This window comes from Telluria sp. ZB2R32, from assembly GCF_059685715.1.
On record NZ_JCASIG010000003.1, the window covers coordinates 168,067 to 185,051 of the forward strand.

The following is a 16,985-nucleotide window of genomic DNA, read 5'->3' on the forward strand; positions in this document are numbered from 1 at the left end:
CAAGCTGATGATCTTACTGCTATAAAGCGACACATCAAAGCTTTTGCTTACAATACTAAGTCTGGCCTGTGGTAATAAATTTATAATCTTTAAGAATTGATGGGCTTAAATTATTTAATTGCCGCTACGATAGAGTTAACACGTTGAGCATGATTAGGATGCGTTACATGCGGGTAGTTCCCGATCCCGCTTTGAACCATTTCAAACAAGGGAAGCGAGGATGGGCATGCCCGTGCAAGTGCTTTTAAGTCCAGATGCTCAGCAATGCCTTTGTTGTGGAACGTGTTTGTATAACGCGGCTTGCTATCTGACCGCCTGCAAAGTCGTTCTAGGAGTTCTTTTGGGTCAGGTTCGGCTTCGGGATTGGCGAACCTTTTGGTGATTCTTACTGAGCTAATCACACGAGTTACGGCACTTGGATCAGCTAATAGCCAAGCCTCGATCTCTTGCACAGGGACCAAAGCACAATACGATGCAACCACGCCGGATTTTTTGATAATCTTACTGACAATCTCTTGGTATCGAATTTGAGGAGACTCTTTATCAGAGTCATAGCAAATTACAAAGCGTGTGCAGCCCAGAGACTTCAAAACCTTTATGTCTTTATGTGCGTTCTTGAGCAAGTCGCCACATCCCCCATAGGGCTTATCTCGGATTTTTAGATTTGCAATTCCTGAGATACGGCGAATCAAAACTTTCAGCATTTCGATATCTGTTTCATCTTCACCTAAAACTCCGTACATCAGTCGTCCCCAATCATGCCAACGAAATCTGAAAGCGATCCTTCTTCGCGCAAATACGACTCTGCAATGCAGAGTTCTTCCTGGCTAAGGGCGCGTGCCATTGTCGCGCCGTCTTTCTTTGAAATGAAGTAGATTTCCTCAGGTTGTGCCCGGTTCAGGATAGTTGTTGAGTGGCTAGCTATCACGAACTGTGAGTGCTCTGCGTATGATCTAAATAGCGGAACGAGTTTATCCACAAGTCCAATGTGCACTCCATCTTCAGGTTGCTCGAGCAATGCGACCGATGCTTTATCATAAAGCATAGCGACCACCAAAAACAGAAGGCGCTTTGTTCCAAATGATAAATCGTTGACCGAAAACTGGTACATTCCAGTTGAGGTCGGCTGCGAAAAAGTGATGAAGTAGAATGAATTGTCTTTCGATGTGCCAGACGAATCAGCGCTACCACCCATCGGATATTCAGCAATATGAATGTCTTCAATTAGTCCTAGGCCGTTTGAGCCCATCAAATGCACCAACTCAGAAAATTTTTCAGGCCGGTTAAGTTTTAGGTCTACAATTTTATATAATACCGACGAGAGCGAATCCGGCTCGTTCGACTTCTCACTAAGCCACTTTAAATAGTTTCTCCCGAGGACAAAAACTTCGTCAATAGTTTCATCGAAATTGTGTAAGGGGTAATACTGAATCGAAGAAAAAAATCCTAACAGGGAACTTGCAATCTTCCTAAAGTAGCTATCCTCCGGAAATAATGCATTGATCGCAAGAATGCAGGGCACGGTTCTTGATATTTCAACTACGAGCTCTTCTCCAGCTTTAGGACCATGGAGCTTCAAGGACTCGCCGGTCCTGTGGATAATGAGTTTATTGCTTTTCCCAGTACATAGGTACACCCGCTCATCGATAGATGTGGTACTTTCAGGCAGCGTCCGGTCCCGCACAGTGTATTTCGTTATTTTGCTTACTTCATATCGGTATGAAGTGCCTTCGATAGAAAATGTTATCCCTACACTTCCGTCTTCCAGGCTTTTAGCCTGCCGCGCTTGAGACGAGGGTGTCTCTAGGCCGTGACAAGCAAATTTACAAGCCCACTCAATCGCTTTTAAAATGTTTGTCTTACCGGCGCCATTACGACCGATAAGCACAAGTACATCACGAATGTTGGCTAAGTGAACATTTCGGCAAGAACGAAATTGCCTAATGCTGATATCTGAAAGCATGGATTTTCTTATAGTCAAGGTTGCGGACTTCGTCACCAAATACCATGTCATTGATGAAATGGCAACGCGTATTGCTTAATAGTGTACGCTATTAGGCTTGCAGAGAGAGCTGGCTGCAGAAAAAAGTCTGATCTAACACAATCGACCAACTTGTCTCCGCGTAGCATTTGGCGTAACTTTCCGGGCTTCTAGACTCCTCTAGTAGGAGAACACGCTGAGCCATCATCGGGGTGACTTTTTCGGACGTTGCGCGGGCCGCGGCGGCGTTGATTTCGGTGGGGACGGTGGTCATGTGGGTTGTATTCGGGAAGGCAGGAACGGATCGCCGTACCAGGACCGCCATTCTACAACCTTCGGCTGCTCAGCTGCGCAGCAGCTTCATGATGGTCTCGATCCGGTAGGGCTTGGTGGTGAACAGGTAGCTGCGCTCGCGGTCGGCCAGCATGCCCGGCACCGTGAAGCCCGAGGTCAGGACGATCTTGATGCGGGGGAAGAACTCGCTGACGGCGTCGGCCAGCTGCAGGCCGTTCATGCCAGGCATCATGATGTCGGAAAAGACGGCGTCGATATCGCTGTCCCCTTCCAGGATGCGCAGCGCTTCCATGGCCGAGTTGGCGACCACGACGTCGAGGCCGCGGCTGGTGAGCAGCGCGTCGGCCAGGTCGGCCAGGTCGGCTTCGTCGTCGACGACCAGCACCTTGCGCACCAGGCCCGCGCCGGCGCCGGCATCTTTTTCATCGGCCCGCGCACCCATGGCCCCGGGTGGGACGGCGTTCGACAACCAGCGGACATGCGGCGTACCGTGCACGGCGACTCCATGATGTATCAACAGAATAACGATTATAGACCAGCGGGCGTGCCGTTCCGACACGTTTTGCTGCCGCATGGTCATGCCTGATGGCAGCTCGGCAAAATAAAGGGGGCATGCGCCCTTGATATCGGCAAAACAGCCATAAACCCATGTATATGGCTACCCAACGCAAAACCATCCTCGTCATCCACCCTTCGGCGCACGACCCGGCCGACATCCGCCGCCTGCTCGGCGCCATGGGCCACATCGCCGTTAGCGCGGCCGGCCGGCGCGCGGCGCTCAAGGCGCTTTGCACGGTGCGCTTCGACGTCATTCTCACGAGTATCGGCACGGTACAGCCGGGGGGCGAGCGCAGTTTCGTACAGGAGTTGCGCGCGGTCGCACCCGGGAGCGCCGTGGTCGGCTTCAACGAACAGGCGCCCGAGGCCGCCAACGAGGCCTGGATGGGCGAATGCGACGCCACCATCCGGGCGCCGCTGTCGTCCTCGAAGCTGCAGTGGGCGCTCGACTTCGAACTGCGCTATTTCGGGAGCTGAGCCGGTAGCCGGAGCGAGCGCGGGGCCGATTTCAGTAGCAAGCGCCAGAAAAAGATATAAATTTTTTCACATTCCAGCCAAAATACATAACGGATAGTCTAAACTTGGCATTTCATCTATCGCTCTGAAAACATGTCCGAATCCGCCGACGCGCCCAGCATGCCCATGTCAGCCGGCACTGTCCGCAGTACGCTCGCGTTTCCCGTGGTCGGCATCGGCGCTTCGGCCGGCGGCCTGCCGGCCCTGTTGCAGCTGTTCGAGAACATGCCGGCCGTGCACGAAATGGCCTTCGTTGTCGTCCTGCACCTGTCGCCCAAGCACCCCAGTTCCGCTGCGGCGATCCTGCAGCGCGCCACGCGCATGCCCGTCATCCAGGTCAATTCGCGTGTGCAGATCGAATCCGGCCATGTGTACGTGATCGCGCCCAACCAGCAGATGGCGATGCGGGACGGCTTGCTGCTGGTCGACGAGCTCGAACGTCCGCGCGGCCGCCACATCGCGATCGACATGTTCTTCCGAACCCTGGCCGAAACCCACCGCGAACGCGCGATCGCGATCGTGTTGTCGGGCACCGGGGCCGATGGGGCCGTCGGCCTGGCGCGGGTCAAGGAGCAGGGCGGCGTCACCCTGGTGCAATTGCCGGAGGATGCCGAGCACGACGGCATGCCGGCGGCCGCGATCCTGACCGGCGCGGTCGATTTCGTGTTGCCCGTGGTCGAGATGCCGCAAAAGCTGATGGAGCTGTGGAACAATGCACGGGCCATCGAGTTGCCGCCGGCGGGCGACGGCGAGCAGCCGGTCGCCCATGTGAGCGAGCCGGTCGATACCGTGGCCGCCGAAAGTGCGCTGCAGGAAATCATCGGCATGCTCCTGAACCACTCCGGCCACGATTTCCGCCATTACAAGCGCGCGACCGTCCTGCGCCGCATCGAACGGCGCCTGCAGGTGTGCGGAGTCCGCACCCTGCCCGAATACCGCGACGTGCTCGCCTCCAACAGCGCCGAGTACAAGTCGCTGCTGGCCGACATGCTGATCGGGGTGACCAATTTCTTCCGCGACCGCGAAGCCTTCGAGTCGCTCGAACGCGAGATCCTTCCCGACCTGTTCAAGGACAAGGGGCCGACCGACGAGGTGCGGGCCTGGGTGGCGGCCTGCGCCACCGGCGAGGAAGCGTATTCGATGGCCATGCTGCTGGCCGACCAGGCGGCGCTGTCGGAACATCCCCCTGTTTTCCAGGTGTTTGCCTCGGACATCGACGAGCGCGCCATTACCACTGCGCGCGCGGGCAATTACCCGGCATCGATCATCACCGACGTGACGCCCTCGCGCCTGCGCCAGTATTTCACCAAGGAAGACGACCGCTACCGGATCCGCAAGACGCTGCGCGACCGGGTCCTGTTCGCAGCCCACAACCTGCTGCGCGATCCGCCGTTCTCGCGCCTCGACCTGATTTCGTGCCGCAACCTGCTGATCTACCTGAACCGCGAGGTGCAGATCCGCGTGCTGCAGACTTTCCACTTCGCGCTGAAACCGGGCGGCTACCTGTTCCTGGGGAGCTCGGAGTCGGCCGAGTCGGTCGCGGAATTCTTCATCCCGGTCGACAAGAAGAACCGCATCTACCGCGCCCGCGGCGGCACCCGTACCCTGCAGTACCAGCCCCACCATGGGGCGGCGGCCACCACGCGCCTGGTCGACCCGATGCGCGTGAAGTTGCCGGGCAAGCGCCGCTTTTCGTATACCGAGCTGCACCAGCGCGCGCTGGCCCAGTTCGCACCGCCTTCGGCCGTCATCGACAGCGAGGGCAATATCGTGCACATGTCGGAAGAGGTCGGCCGTTACCTGCGCATGGGCGGCGGCGAGCCGTCGCGCAACCTGCTGGCCCTGGTGCTGCCGGAGTTGCGGCTCGAATTGCGCTCGGGGATCTACCAGGCGACACAGAACGCGGTCAGCGTCGAGTGCCGCCCGATCGAGTTGCCGGACAGGAAGGAGCTCGGCACCGTCGCCATGACGGTGCGCCCGTTCCGCGACGAAGAGGCCGAAACCGACTTCCTGCTGGTGCTGTTCAAGCATGTCGAGCAGACGGCCGACCAGGCGGCGGGGCTGCTGCCGAACGGCAGCCAGGACGTGGTGCTGTCCCAGCTCGAGGCCGAACTGCAGCGCAAGCGCATCCAGCTGCAGGAAACGATCGAGAGCGCGGAAGTCTCCACCGAAGAGCTGCGCGCCTCGAACGAGGAGCTGCAAGCCATCAACGAAGAGTTGCGCTCGGCCACCGAAGAGCTGGAAACCAGCAAGGAAGAGCTGCAGTCGGTGAACGAGGAACTCGTCACCGTCAACTACGAGCTGAAGGTGAAGGTCGAGGAGACCGGCAAGGCCAACGACGACCTGAACAACCTGATCGCCTCGACCGACATCGCGACGATTTTCGTGGACAGCGGTTTGCGCATCAAGCGCTTCACGCCGCGCGCGGCCGAGCTGTTCTCGATCATCGGGTCCGACATCGGCCGTTCGCTGCTCGACCTGACCCACCGCCTCGATTACGACCAGTTGGCCGAGGACGTCAATACCAGCTTCGACACGCTGCGCCTGGTCGAGCGCGAAGTGCGCAGCATCGAGGGCCGCCATTACATCGTGCGCATGCTGCCCTACCGCACCAACGAGGACCGCATCGAAGGCGCGGTGATGACCTTCTTCGACATTACCGCCCGGCGCGAAGCCGAGGAAAAGGCGCGCACCAGCGAGGCGCGCATGCGCATGGTGGCCGAAAGCGCCGCCGACTACGCCATCATCACGATGGACGAAGAAGGCCGCGTCACCAGCTGGAACAGCGGCGCGGCCCACCTGTTCGGCTGGACGCTGGAGGAAATGGAAGGCCACCACACGACGCGCCTGTTCGTGCCCGAGGACGTGGCCGCCGGCGTGCCGGCCGGGGAACTCGCGCGTGCGCGCGGCGACGGGCGCGCCGAGGACGAACGCTGGCACTTGCGCAAGGATGGCAGCCGCTTCTTCTGCAGCGGCGTCACGACCCCGCTGCGCAATGGCGGCTTCCACGGCTACGTGAAGATTGCGCGCGACGTCACCGAGCGCGAATTCAACGACGAGCACCCCACCACCGGGCGCCTGGAACGCGAGCGGGCGGCGCGCCAGGAAGCGCAGAACGCGGCGGCAATGAAGGACGAGTTCCTGTCGGTGATGTCGCATGAACTGCGCCATCCGCTGAACATGATCAACATTAACGTCGAGCTGCTCTCGCGCATGCCGGAAATCCGCAAGTCGGCGCCGTTCATGCGCGCCGCCGCCATCATCCGCAACGCGGTGCTCAGCCAGGCCAAGATCATCGACGACCTGATGGACATGTCGCGCATACGTACCGGCAAGCTGTCGCTGGCGATGGCGCCGGTGGCGCTGGGGCCGATGCTGCAGGGGATCGTCGACGTCCAGCGTGCCGACCCGGCCGCGCGCGAGATCCAAATCGAACTCGTCAACCAGGCCGAGGGACTGTACGTGCAGGCCGACCTGGTGCGCATCGAACAGGTGCTCATGAACCTGCTGAGCAATGCGGTCAAGTTCACCCCGGGGGGCGGGCGTATCGAAGTACGGCTCGAACGCGATGCCGACCTGGCACGCGTCGACGTGGCCGACACCGGCCAGGGCATCGCGCCGAGCTTCCTGCCGCACGTATTCGACATGTACGGCCAGAGCGTCTCCGTGACCACGCGTTCGACAGGCGGCCTGGGCATCGGCCTGGCGCTGGTGCGCGAGATTGTCACGCTCCACGGAGGGCGTGTGGAAGCCTTCTCGGAAGGCGTCGGCAAGGGCGCCCGCTTCAGCTTCTGGCTGCCGCTGCTCCACGGCGGCGCCGCCCTGTCGGCGGGCGGCGGGGGCAATGCCGAAGACTGCATGGCGGGCCTGCGCGTGCTGGTGGTCGATGACATGGAGGAGATGCTGACCGCGTTCCAGTCGCTGCTCGAGGTGAGCGGGGCGATCGTTTTCGGCGCCACCAGTGCCGAGCAAGGGCTCGCTTTCCTGGAGCGCGAGCAGGTCGACCTGCTGATTTCGGATATCTCGATGCCCGGGATGGACGGTTATGCGTTCATCGAGCGCATCCGCGCCAATCCGAAGCTGGCCGCCTTGCCGGCGATCGCGGTCAGCGGCGTACGGCGCGACAACGATGTCGCACGGACGCGCGGCGCGGGTTTCTCGGCCCATCTCGGCAAGCCGGTATCGATCGACCGCCTGCATGCGATCGTGGCCGAGCTGCTGCCGCGGCGGCCGGCGCCGGACGCATCCTGACCGGGATATGTCCCATCAACGCGACACGATCAGCTTGACGCCGAGCGCGACGAACACGGTCCCGGCCAGGCGGTCCAGCCATTTGCCGGCGCCGGGCTTGCGCTCGAGCCAGGCGCCCACGGCGCCGGCAAAATAGCCGAGCAGCCCGAACAGCACCGCTGCCTGCAGCGTGAAGGTCAGGCCCAGCGCCAGCATCTGGCCCGGCACGTTGCCGTTGGCCGCGATCACGAACTGCGGCAGCAGGGAGAGAAAGAACAGCACCACTTTCGGGTTGATGGCGTTCGCCAACAAGCCCTTCATGAACAGGCTGCGCAGCGACTGCGTGCCTGTGTCCTTGCTCGCTGCCTGGCCGCCCTGGCTGCGCAGCGCCCCGATCCCCAGGTAGACCAGGTACAGCCCGCCGCCGATGCGCAGCAGCGTAAACGCGGTGGGCGAGGCGGCAATGATCGCGCTGACGCCGATCACGGCCAGGAAGGTATGGCTCAGGCAGCCGAGCGCGCAGCCCAGGCCGAAGACCATGCCTTGTTTGCGGCCCTTCGACATGCCCAGGCCGAGGACCATCAGGTTGTCGGGGCCGGGGGAGGCGGTGAGGAGGAGGGCGGCGAGCAGGAAGCCGAAGAATTGTTCGGGTGCGAGCATGGGAGTGAGGTTGGTTGGGCGGTTAAGCGGAGGGACGTAAGGTGGGCGGCTTCGCCGCCCACGCGTTCAGCCAGTGCGAGATCAGCCAGACCAGCACATTATGCGTTAGTTGAACGCGTGGGCGGGAGACCCGCCCACCTTACGTCGCAGAGGCAAACGTTACGATATGCAGAGGCGTCAGTTTGCTTCCGCGACGCGTTTCGCAATATGCGCCAGCGCCTCATCGACCTGGTCGATCAGGATCAGGCACAAATCCCCCTCGCTCAGCCTGGCCAGCGCGCGGTCGATCGCAATGAACTCGCCATTGATCTCCTCGACGTGGCTGGTCCGGGTGGCGCCAGTCAGGCCCTGGCGCAGCAGGGCGACGACTTCGCCATCCGGCCGGCCGCGCTGGCACTGGTCCTGGTACAGCAGCACGTCGTCGAAGGCCTGGCCGAGGATTTCGGTTTGCTGGGTGATGTCCTGGTCGCGCCGGTCGCCGGCGCCGCTGATGACAACAAGGCGGCGCTTGGCCGGCATGTTCTCGACCGCCGACACCAGCGCCGCGATCGCGTCCGGGTTGTGGCCGTAGTCGGCGATCAGGGTCGCGCCACGGTAGTCGAAGACGTTGAAGCGGCCCGGCGCATTGTCGCTCTCGCCCACAAACGTTTTCAGGCCAAGGCGGATCTTGTCCCAGTCCAGCCCGACCGCCCAGGCGGCGGCCACCGAGGCCATCACGTTCTCGACCTGGAAGCCGATGACGCCGCCGCGGGTGATCGGCACCTCCTTGAGGTCGATCTTCGTCTCGTTCCGGCCCTGGGCGCAGACCAGCTGCGCATCTTCCACGTAGACGACGCGCCGGCCCTGGGCGCGGTGCATCGCCATCAACGGGTGGCCGCCATCCTGGGCGAAGAAGGTGACGTCGCCGCGGGTGTGTTCCGCCATCTCGGCCACCACCGGATCGGCCGCATTCAGCACGGCCATGCCGCCGGCCTTGACGTTCTGGACGATCACGCGTTTCAGCACGGCGAGATCTTCCAGCGTGGTGATGTAGTTCAGGCCGAGGTGGTCGCCAGCGCCGATGTTGGTCACCACCGCCACTTCGCAGCGGTCGAAGGCGAGGCCTTCGCGCAGCAGGCCGCCGCGCGCGGTTTCGAACACGGCGGCGTCGACGTCGGGGTGCAGCAGCACGTTGCGCGCGCTGCGCGGGCCGCTGCAGTCGCCGCTGTCGATGCGGCGCCCTTCGATGTAGACGCCGTCGGTGTTGGTCATGCCGGTGCGCAGGCCGGAGGCGCCCAGCAGGTGCGCGATCAGGCGCACCGTCGTCGTTTTACCATTCGTGCCGGTAACGGCGACGACCGGGATGCGGCCATCGTCGCCATCCTTGAACAGCGTGTCCATGATGGCGCCGCCGACGTCGCGGCCCTTGCCGAACGAGGGCGACAGGTGCATGCGCAGGCCCGGCGCGGCATTGACTTCGACGATGCCGCCGCCTTGTTCTTCGATGGGCTTGAGCACGCTGTCGCAGACCAGGTCGACGCCGCAGATGTCCAGGCCCACCATGTGCGCGGCGGCGATCGCGCGCTCGGCCACTTCCGGATGGACGTCGTCGGTGACGTCGGTGGCGCTGCCGCCGGTCGACAGGTTGGCGTTGTTGCGCAAGACCACGCGCTGGCCCTTGGCCGGCACCGTGTCGGCGTTCATGCCCTGCTTGGCCAGGCTGCCGAGCGCGATGTCGTCGAAGCGGATCTTGGTCAGCGAGGTGGAATGCCCGTTGCCGCGGCGCGGATCGAGGTTGACCTGGTCGACCAGCTGGCGCACCGTGTGCACGCCGTCGCCGACCACGATCGGCGGATCGCGCCGCGCGGCGGCGACCAGCTTGTCGCCGATGACGAGCAGGCGGTAGTCGTGGCCCGGCAGGTAGCGCTCGACCAGGATGTCGTCGCGGAAGCCCGACGCCGAGTGGAAGGCAGCCGTGATCTGTTCTTTGGTCGTGATGTTGACCGTGACGCCCTTGCCCTGGTTGCCATCCTTTGGCTTGACCACGACCGGCAGGCCGATCTCCTGGGCGGCGGCCCAGGCGTCATCCGGATCGACCACCGTGCGGCCGAGCGGGACCGGCACGCCGGCGGCGTCGAGCAGGCGCTTGGTCAGCTCCTTGTCCTGGGCGATGGTTTCGGCGATCGCGCCGGTGGCGTCGATCTCGGCGGCCTGGATGCGGCGCTGCTTGCTGCCCCAGCCGAACATCACCAGGCTGCCTTCGGTCAGGCGCCGGAACGGGATGTTGCGTTCGACGGCGGCCTGCACGATCGAGCCGGTGGACGGGCCGAGGCGCACGTCTTCGTCGAGGTCGCGCAGCTGGGTCAGCACCGCTTCGAGGTCGAAGGGCGCGTCGCTGCGCGCGGCGGCGATCAGTTGCTGCGCCAGGTCGAGCGCCAGACGGCCGACGTCTTCTTCCGAGTATTCGACCACCACCTGGTAGATGCCGGTTTCGACCGTGGCGGTGGTGCGGCTGAAGGTGACCGGGCAGCCGGCCGCAGCCTGCAGGGCCAGGGCCACGATTTCCAGTACTTCGGCCATCGGCACCGGGTCGAGCGCATCTTCTTCGTGGCCGAAGGGCTGCAATGGCCCAAGCTGGGGAAAGCGCGAACGCAGGCGCGACTCGAAGCCAGGCAGGCTGGCGATCGATTCTTCCTCCGGGGTGCAGGCGACGATCGCCTCGACCGAGGTGTGGTGGCTCCAGAGGTTAGGGCCGCGCAAGGCCCGTACGCGAGATACTTCCATAAACCGTCATTCCTTTAATGTGGGGAGGCTGTCCCCGGGTCCGGCGAACCGGCACTGCCAATTAATCAATTAATAAGCTGTTTTTTTCGTGGCATCGAAGGCGCGCAGGCCGCCGCAGATCAGGTCGTGCTCCAGGCCCAGCGCCCAGGCGGCAGCCGTCGCCGCCAGCACGCTGGCCGGATGCTTGACCGTGGCCGGCTTGATCTTGCCGAGGTCGAGCAGGACCGTCTCGTCGGCGCCGTCGGCCAGCACGATGCGGTTGTCGCGCGCAAAGACGATTCGCTCGCCGGCAGCGCGGTGCTGCGCCATGACCGGATTGGACTCGTCCATCGCGTAGAAGATCACGCGGCCATCCGACAGTTCGGCCAGCTTGACCACTTCCGGATCGGCCGCGTTCAGCACGGCCGAACCGTTCGACAGGATCACGTCGACCTGGCTGCGCACGACATTGGCCAGCGCTTCGTCGTCGTTGATGTGGAATTCAGTCACGTCGTCCAGCTTGCCCATGTCGGTCACCACGCCCACCGAACAGCGGTCGTAGGGCAGGCCGCCGGCCAGGATGCTGCGCGCGTTCGACTCGAACACGGCCGCTTCGACGTTGCGGTTGATGAGCAGGCGCTCGCCGGCGGCGAAGCCGGTACAGTCGCCCTTGTGGACCTGGCGGCCGTCGAGGTACAGGCCTTCGCCATTGGCCACGCCGGCGTGCTTGCCGGCGGCGTTGAGCAGGCAGCCGAGCAGGCGCGTGATCAGGCTGGTGCCGAGCGTGCCGGTGACGCCGACGACCGGAATGCGGCCGCTTTCGCCCTCGGCGAACAGGTGCGCGACAATCGCCTTGCCGACGTTGCGCGGCTGGCCGCTGCCCGGCTTCAGGTGGGCCAGCAGGCCCGGACTCGCATTGACTTCGATGATGGCGCCGCGCTGTTCGGCCAGCGGTTTCGAGATGTCGTTGCACACCAGGTCGATGCCGGCGATGTCGAGGCCGACGACGCGCGCCGCCAGGGCGGCTACGTGCGCCACTTCCGGGTGGATCAGGTCGGTGACGTCGTCCGAGACGTTGCCGTTCGGCTGGATCAGCACTTTCTGGCCATCCTGCGGTACCGAGTCGGGCGTCAATCCTTGGCGCTTCAGGTCGAGCAGGATTTCGTTGTCGCCCACGTTGACGGCGCCGAGCGGGTGTTCCTCGGTCTCGCCGCGGCGCGGGTCGGTGTTGATCTGGCTGGCCACCAGTGCGGTGACGTTTGACGCGCCGTCGCCCGTCACCCACAGCGATTCGCCGCGCGCCACCGCCACGACCTGCTTGCCGACCACCAGCAGGCGGTGTTCGTTGCCGGGAATGAAGCGCTCGACCAGCACGGCGCTGCTGTCGCCGGCTTCCGAGGCGATGGCGTAGGCGGTGTGGACGTCGGATTCGGTCATGAGGTTGAGCGTGACGCCGCGGCCATGGTTGCCGTCGACCGGTTTGACCACCACCGGCAGACCGATGTCCCGGGCTTCTTCCCATGCCGCTTCGGCACTGCGCACCAGGGCGCCTTCGGGCACCGGCACGCCGCACGAGGCGAGCAGGGTTTTGGTCAGATCCTTGTCGCTGGCGATCGATTCGCCGATGGCGCTGGTGCGGTCGGTTTCTGCGGTCCAGATGCGGCGCTGGGCGGCGCCGTGGCCGAGCTGGACCAGGTTGCCTTCGGTAAGGCGGATCGAGGGAATGCGGCGGTCGGTGGCGGCGTCGACGATGTTGGCGGTGGACGGGCCCAGGCAGTAGCGGTCTACCAGGTCGGTCAGGGCGGACACGGTGCCCGCCATGTCGAAGGCTTCATCGTTGATCGCAGCCATCATCAGGCGATGGCCGGCATCGAGGGCGGCGCGGCCGACGATGGCGTCGCGCGTACGGAAGGCCATCTTGTAGACGCCGTGCTGGCCAGTCGAGCGGGTCTTGCCGAAACCGGTCTTCATGCCGGCCATGTTCTGCAACTCGAGCACGATGTGTTCGAGGATGTGGCCGGCCCAGGTGCCGCCTTCGAGGCGTTCGAGGAAGCCGCCGCGCTCGCCGATGCCGCAGCGGTGCTCGACCAGGCCGGGCAGCAGCTTCGTGATGCGCTCGTTAAAGCCGGGCAGTTTGTTCGAAGGGAAGTCTTCCAGCTCGCCAATGTCGAGCCAGACCTCGATCACCGGACGATAAGTCCAGATATTCGGACCGCGCAGGTGAGTTACACGGAGAAACTTGATGTCATTCTTCTTTGTCATGTAATGATTCTTGCCCACAGTGTCCGCTCGTTCACCATGATGGCGTTGCCTATGTTTGCCTGCCTGTGCGTTACCGCACCCAATCCGGGTGAAGCGGCGCACTTGTTGTATACTTGCGGGCCGAAGCTTACAGCCCCATGCCGATTTCTGCCAAACGCCCACCGAATGGCGCTGCGCTCCGGTCCCGCAGTGGAACTTTTCCTCTGATCCATGTAAACCGCCGAGCCGGTCACCGCGTTACCCCTTAGTTACCCTTTCCAGAACTTGCCTGTCACGGGCGGCACCATCAATGACAACTCAACAACTCGCTCTTCCGACATCGCTGGCGGCTGCCGCCGGATTCCTGCCTGACGGTTGGGAAAATGACGTTCGGAAACAGCTTGCACCAGGGGAAAACGTTCTAACTGGCGTGGAGGTTGACCTCGACACGAAATTACGTTTCACAAAGGGCATCCTGGTGGTCACCAACCGCCGCCTGCTGGCGCGCGCACCCGGGGAAACCGCCTGGCGCGACTGGGCATTCAGGCCTGGCCTGGCGTTGCGCCACCACGATCACGCCGGCGTCGGCCACCTGGAACTGGTCGATGCGCACGGCTTGCTGGGGTCCTGGCGCTTCACGCTTGGGCAGAACCTGCATGCGATCCGCGTCGCCGACGCGTTTACGGACCAGATCAAGGGCGTCGAGACCGGCAATCCGGTGCTGGCGCCCGAACAGCACACCTGCCCGAGCTGCAAGGCGCCGCTCGAACCGAACCAGGAAGAATGCCCGATCTGCGCCAAGGTCGTGCATACGCCGCCGTCCACCTGGACCCTGTTCCGCCTGTGGCGTTTCGCGCGGCCATACAAGGTCCAGCTGCTGGTGGGTTTCCTGCTGATGCTGGGGTCGACGGCGGCGCACATGATTCCGCCCTATCTGACCAAGCCGCTGATGGACAACGTGCTGATTCCTTACCAGAACGGCCAGACCATCGACGACTCGCTCGTCTGGCTGTACATGGGCGGCCTGTTCGGCGCATCGATGCTGGCCTGGGCGCTGGGCTGGGGCAAGACCTATGTGCTGGCGCTCGCGTCCGAGCGCATCAGCGCCGACCTGCGCTCGACCACGTATGAACACCTGCTGCGGCTATCGCTGGAATATTTCGGCGGCAAGCGCACTGGCGACCTGATGAGCCGTATCGGCAGTGGCTCGGACCGGATCAGTGTCTTCCTGTCGCTGCACCTGCTCGACTTCCTGTCGGATGTGCTGTTGATCATCATGACCGGCGTGATCCTGTTCAGCATGAACCCGTGGCTGGCGCTGGTGACACTGGTGCCGCTGCCTTTCATCGCCTGGATGATCCACGTCGTGCGCGACAGGCTGCGCACCGGCTTCGAAAAGATCGACCGCGTCTGGGGCGAAGTCACCAACGTGCTGGCCGATACCATTCCCGGCATCCGCGTGGTGAAAGCCTTCGCTCAGGAAAAGCGCGAAGCCGCGCGTTTCCGCGAAGCGAACAAGCACAACCTGGCCGTCAACGACAAGCTGAACCGGGTCTGGTCGCTGTTCTCGCCCACCGTGTCGCTGCTGACCGAACTGGGCCTGCTGGTGATCTGGATCTTCGGCATCTGGCAGGTGTCGCAGGGCGACATCACGGTCGGCACGCTGACCGCCTTTATCGCCTACAGCGGCCGCTTCTACGTGAAGCTCGATTCGATGAGCCGCATCGTCTCGGTCACGCAAAAATCGGCCTCGGCCGCCAAGCGCATCTTCGACATTCTCGACCACGTGTCGAGCGTGCCAGACCCGGTCAATCCGGTGAAGGTGCCGAAAGTGTCGGGCAATATCGAACTGCGCGAAGTCGGTTTCCGCTACGGTAACCGGGCTGTGAACCGCGGCATTTCGCTGAATATCAAGGCCGGCGAAATGGTGGGGCTGGTCGGCCACAGCGGCTCCGGTAAAAGCACGCTGGTCAACCTGATCTGCCGCTTCTACGACGTGGCCGAAGGCGCGATCCTGCTCGATGGCGTTGATATCCGCAGCTTTGCCGTGGCCGACTACCGCCGCAACATCGGTCTCGTGCTGCAGGAACCCTTCCTGTTCTTCGGCACCATCGCCGAAAACATCGCTTACGGCAAGCCGGATGCGACCCGCGAAGACATCATCGCCGCCGCGCGCGCCGCGCATGCCCACGAATTCATCCTGCGCCTGCCGCAGGGTTACGATTCGATGGTGGGCGAGCGTGGCCAGGGTCTGTCGGGCGGCGAGCGCCAGCGCATCTCGATCGCGCGCGCCTTGCTGATCGATCCGCCGATCCTGATCATGGACGAAGCGACGTCCTCGGTCGACTCGGAAACCGAAAAGGAAATCCAGAAGGCGCTCGACAACCTGGTGCAGGGCCGCACCACGATCGCGATCGCGCACCGCCTGTCCACCCTGCACCGCGCCGACCGCCTGGTGGTGCTCGACCGCGGCGTGGTGGTGGAAGAGGGCAGCCACGACGAATTGATGGCGCGCGAAGGCGCCTACCACCGCCTCTACGAAGCGCAGGCGCGCAACGTGGACCAGGACATGGACGACAAGGACGATTGAGATGAGCACTTTTGCACTGCGCCGCGACAGCTTCGGCAAACTGGTGTTCACCGGCGACGACGGCGTCGACGTCGTCGGCGTGATTCCGGTACGCGCCTTTCCGATCCAGGCGCCGACCCGCGGCATCTCGCTGGTGCGCGATGGCGGCAAGGAAGTCGCCTGGATCGACGACCTGGCGACTGCGCCTGCGCACGTGCGCGATCTCGTCACCGAGGAACTCGAAGGCCGCGAATTCATTCCCGAGATCGAGCACATCCGCGAGGTATCGAGCTTCGCCACGCCCTGCACCTGGACCGTCAAAACGGACCGCGGCGAGACTGCCTTCGTGCTGAAGGTCGACGAAGACATCCGCCGCGTGGGAGAAGCCTCGCTGCTCATTGCCGACAGCCACGGCATCAACTTCCTGGTGCGGGATATGTTCAGGATCGATAAGCACAGCAGGAAAATTCTGGACCGGTTCCTGTAACCCGCGTACGCCAGCATTGGCATACACGTAGGGTGGACTCCCGAGTCCACGCGGTGCAAGGCCCGCATGTCGACGGCGCACGCGCTGTACCGCGTGGAGTCAGGACTCCACCCTACATATTGGGCCTCATCGAGCCGAACCCGACCCGGACAATTCCTAACGCGCGCTGCGCTTGAACCGCGCCGCAGCCTGGCTTATGCTGGTCCCATCCACGGACATCGGGAGGCAGCATGTTGCAAGGTGGCTGTTTTTGCGGCGCGGTGCGCTATGTCGTCGAAGGCGAACCCTTCAATAGTACGCTCTGCCATTGCAGCGACTGCCGGCGCATCGCCGGGGCGCCGGCGGTGGCCTGGTTCAGCGTTCCGGTGCAGTCAATGCGCTTTACAAAGGGCAACCCCGCGACCTTCCGCTCGAGCGAGCAAGTGCTGCGCGGCTTTTGCGCCAGCTGCGGCACGACCTTGACCTACCAGGCCGAGGGGTCGCGCGACGAAATCGACATCGCCACCGCCAGCCTCGATGACCCGGAAACCGCACCGCCGCGCGACCATACCTTTGCCGGTGAACGGCTGAGCTGGATACACACCGACGGTTTGCCTGCCTACCCGCGCACGCGTTCGGAGGGCGCAAGTTAGTCCGCGCCTGACCTGCCTTTGACCCGCGTTCGAGGGAATCAACGTGAAACTGCTCACAGACCGGCAAGCGCTGCG

General features: G+C 63.0%; 11 protein-coding genes. 5 read left to right on the forward strand and 6 right to left on the reverse strand.

What is annotated here, in order from left to right; genetic code table 11:
- Positions 1–110: 110 nt before the first annotated feature.
- From AC56LG_RS10145 to AC56LG_RS10155, 3 genes are all read right to left on the reverse strand, one after another.
- Positions 111–743 (reverse strand): DUF4276 family protein, encoded by a 633-nt coding sequence (locus AC56LG_RS10145; protein ID WP_497165995.1) that lies wholly within the window; start codon positions 741–743, stop codon positions 111–113.
- Positions 743–1,963, reverse strand: coding sequence for an AAA family ATPase (locus tag AC56LG_RS10150; protein WP_497165996.1), 1,221 nt, complete (start codon positions 1,961–1,963; stop codon positions 743–745). The genes AC56LG_RS10145 and AC56LG_RS10150 overlap by 1 nt, the downstream gene beginning before the upstream one ends.
- A 361-nt stretch (positions 1,964–2,324) precedes the next feature.
- The gene (locus tag AC56LG_RS10155; RefSeq protein WP_497165997.1) at positions 2,325–2,771 is read right to left on the reverse strand and encodes a response regulator; all 447 of its coding nucleotides are present in this window, start codon (positions 2,769–2,771) and stop codon (positions 2,325–2,327) included.
- Positions 2,772–2,929: 158 nt separating this feature from the next.
- Here AC56LG_RS10155 and AC56LG_RS10160 point away from each other — a divergent pair, with 158 nt between their 5' ends.
- Both AC56LG_RS10160 and AC56LG_RS10165 read left to right on the forward strand, forming a co-directional pair.
- On the forward strand, positions 2,930–3,310 hold the full coding sequence (locus AC56LG_RS10160) for a hypothetical protein (RefSeq protein WP_497165998.1): 381 nt from the start codon (positions 2,930–2,932) through the stop codon (positions 3,308–3,310).
- Between the two features lie 159 nt (positions 3,311–3,469).
- On the forward strand, positions 3,470–7,600 hold the full coding sequence (locus tag AC56LG_RS10165) for a CheR family methyltransferase (protein ID WP_497165999.1): 4,131 nt from the start codon (positions 3,470–3,472) through the stop codon (positions 7,598–7,600).
- A 15-nt stretch (positions 7,601–7,615) separates the two neighbouring features.
- On the opposite strand, the gene AC56LG_RS10170 is transcribed toward AC56LG_RS10165, so the two are convergent.
- From AC56LG_RS10170 to AC56LG_RS10180, 3 genes are all read right to left on the reverse strand, one after another.
- Entirely contained in the window at positions 7,616–8,239 is a 624-nt protein-coding gene (locus tag AC56LG_RS10170) for a LysE family translocator (RefSeq protein WP_497166000.1), read from the reverse strand.
- A 177-nt stretch (positions 8,240–8,416) separates the two neighbouring features.
- Positions 8,417–11,002 carry a cyanophycin synthetase gene (gene cphA, locus AC56LG_RS10175; protein WP_497166001.1) on the reverse strand — a complete coding sequence of 862 codons (2,586 nt, stop codon included), beginning with the start codon at positions 11,000–11,002 and terminating at the stop codon, positions 8,417–8,419.
- A gap of 69 nt (positions 11,003–11,071) precedes the next feature.
- Positions 11,072–13,243, reverse strand: coding sequence for a cyanophycin synthetase (locus AC56LG_RS10180; RefSeq protein ID WP_497166002.1), 2,172 nt, complete (start codon positions 13,241–13,243; stop codon positions 11,072–11,074).
- Positions 13,244–13,532: 289 nt separating this feature from the next.
- Here AC56LG_RS10180 and AC56LG_RS10185 point away from each other — a divergent pair, with 289 nt between their 5' ends.
- The 3 genes from AC56LG_RS10185 to AC56LG_RS10195 all read left to right on the forward strand — a co-directional run bounded on the left by AC56LG_RS10185 (position 13,533) and on the right by AC56LG_RS10195 (position 16,910).
- On the forward strand, positions 13,533–15,812 hold the full coding sequence (locus AC56LG_RS10185; protein ID WP_497166003.1) for a cyanophycin metabolism-associated ABC transporter: 2,280 nt from the start codon (positions 13,533–13,535) through the stop codon (positions 15,810–15,812).
- A 1-nt stretch (position 15,813) separates the two neighbouring features.
- Positions 15,814–16,278 (forward strand): cyanophycin metabolism-associated DUF1854 family protein, encoded by a 465-nt coding sequence (locus AC56LG_RS10190; RefSeq protein ID WP_497166004.1) that lies wholly within the window; start codon positions 15,814–15,816, stop codon positions 16,276–16,278.
- A gap of 230 nt (positions 16,279–16,508) precedes the next feature.
- Positions 16,509–16,910 (forward strand): GFA family protein, encoded by a 402-nt coding sequence (locus AC56LG_RS10195; protein WP_497166005.1) that lies wholly within the window; start codon positions 16,509–16,511, stop codon positions 16,908–16,910.
- The last annotated feature ends 75 nt before the right edge of the window (positions 16,911–16,985 follow it).

Coding starts and splice junctions, on each gene's coding strand:
- AC56LG_RS10190 (WP_497166004.1), top strand. CDS start 15,814: ATGAGCACTTTTGCACTGCGCCGCGACAGCTTCGGCAAACTGGTGTTC.
- AC56LG_RS10180 (WP_497166002.1), bottom strand. CDS start 13,243: ATGACAAAGAAGAATGACATCAAGTTTCTCCGTGTAACTCACCTGCGC.
- AC56LG_RS10185 (WP_497166003.1), top strand. CDS start 13,533: ATGACAACTCAACAACTCGCTCTTCCGACATCGCTGGCGGCTGCCGCC.
- AC56LG_RS10160 (WP_497165998.1), top strand. CDS start 2,930: ATGGCTACCCAACGCAAAACCATCCTCGTCATCCACCCTTCGGCGCAC.
- AC56LG_RS10165 (WP_497165999.1), top strand. CDS start 3,470: ATGCCCATGTCAGCCGGCACTGTCCGCAGTACGCTCGCGTTTCCCGTG.
- AC56LG_RS10150 (WP_497165996.1), bottom strand. CDS start 1,963: ATGCTTTCAGATATCAGCATTAGGCAATTTCGTTCTTGCCGAAATGTT.
- AC56LG_RS10170 (WP_497166000.1), bottom strand. CDS start 8,239: ATGCTCGCACCCGAACAATTCTTCGGCTTCCTGCTCGCCGCCCTCCTC.
- AC56LG_RS10195 (WP_497166005.1), top strand. CDS start 16,509: ATGTTGCAAGGTGGCTGTTTTTGCGGCGCGGTGCGCTATGTCGTCGAA.
- cphA (WP_497166001.1), bottom strand. CDS start 11,002: ATGGAAGTATCTCGCGTACGGGCCTTGCGCGGCCCTAACCTCTGGAGC.
- AC56LG_RS10145 (WP_497165995.1), bottom strand. CDS start 743: ATGTACGGAGTTTTAGGTGAAGATGAAACAGATATCGAAATGCTGAAA.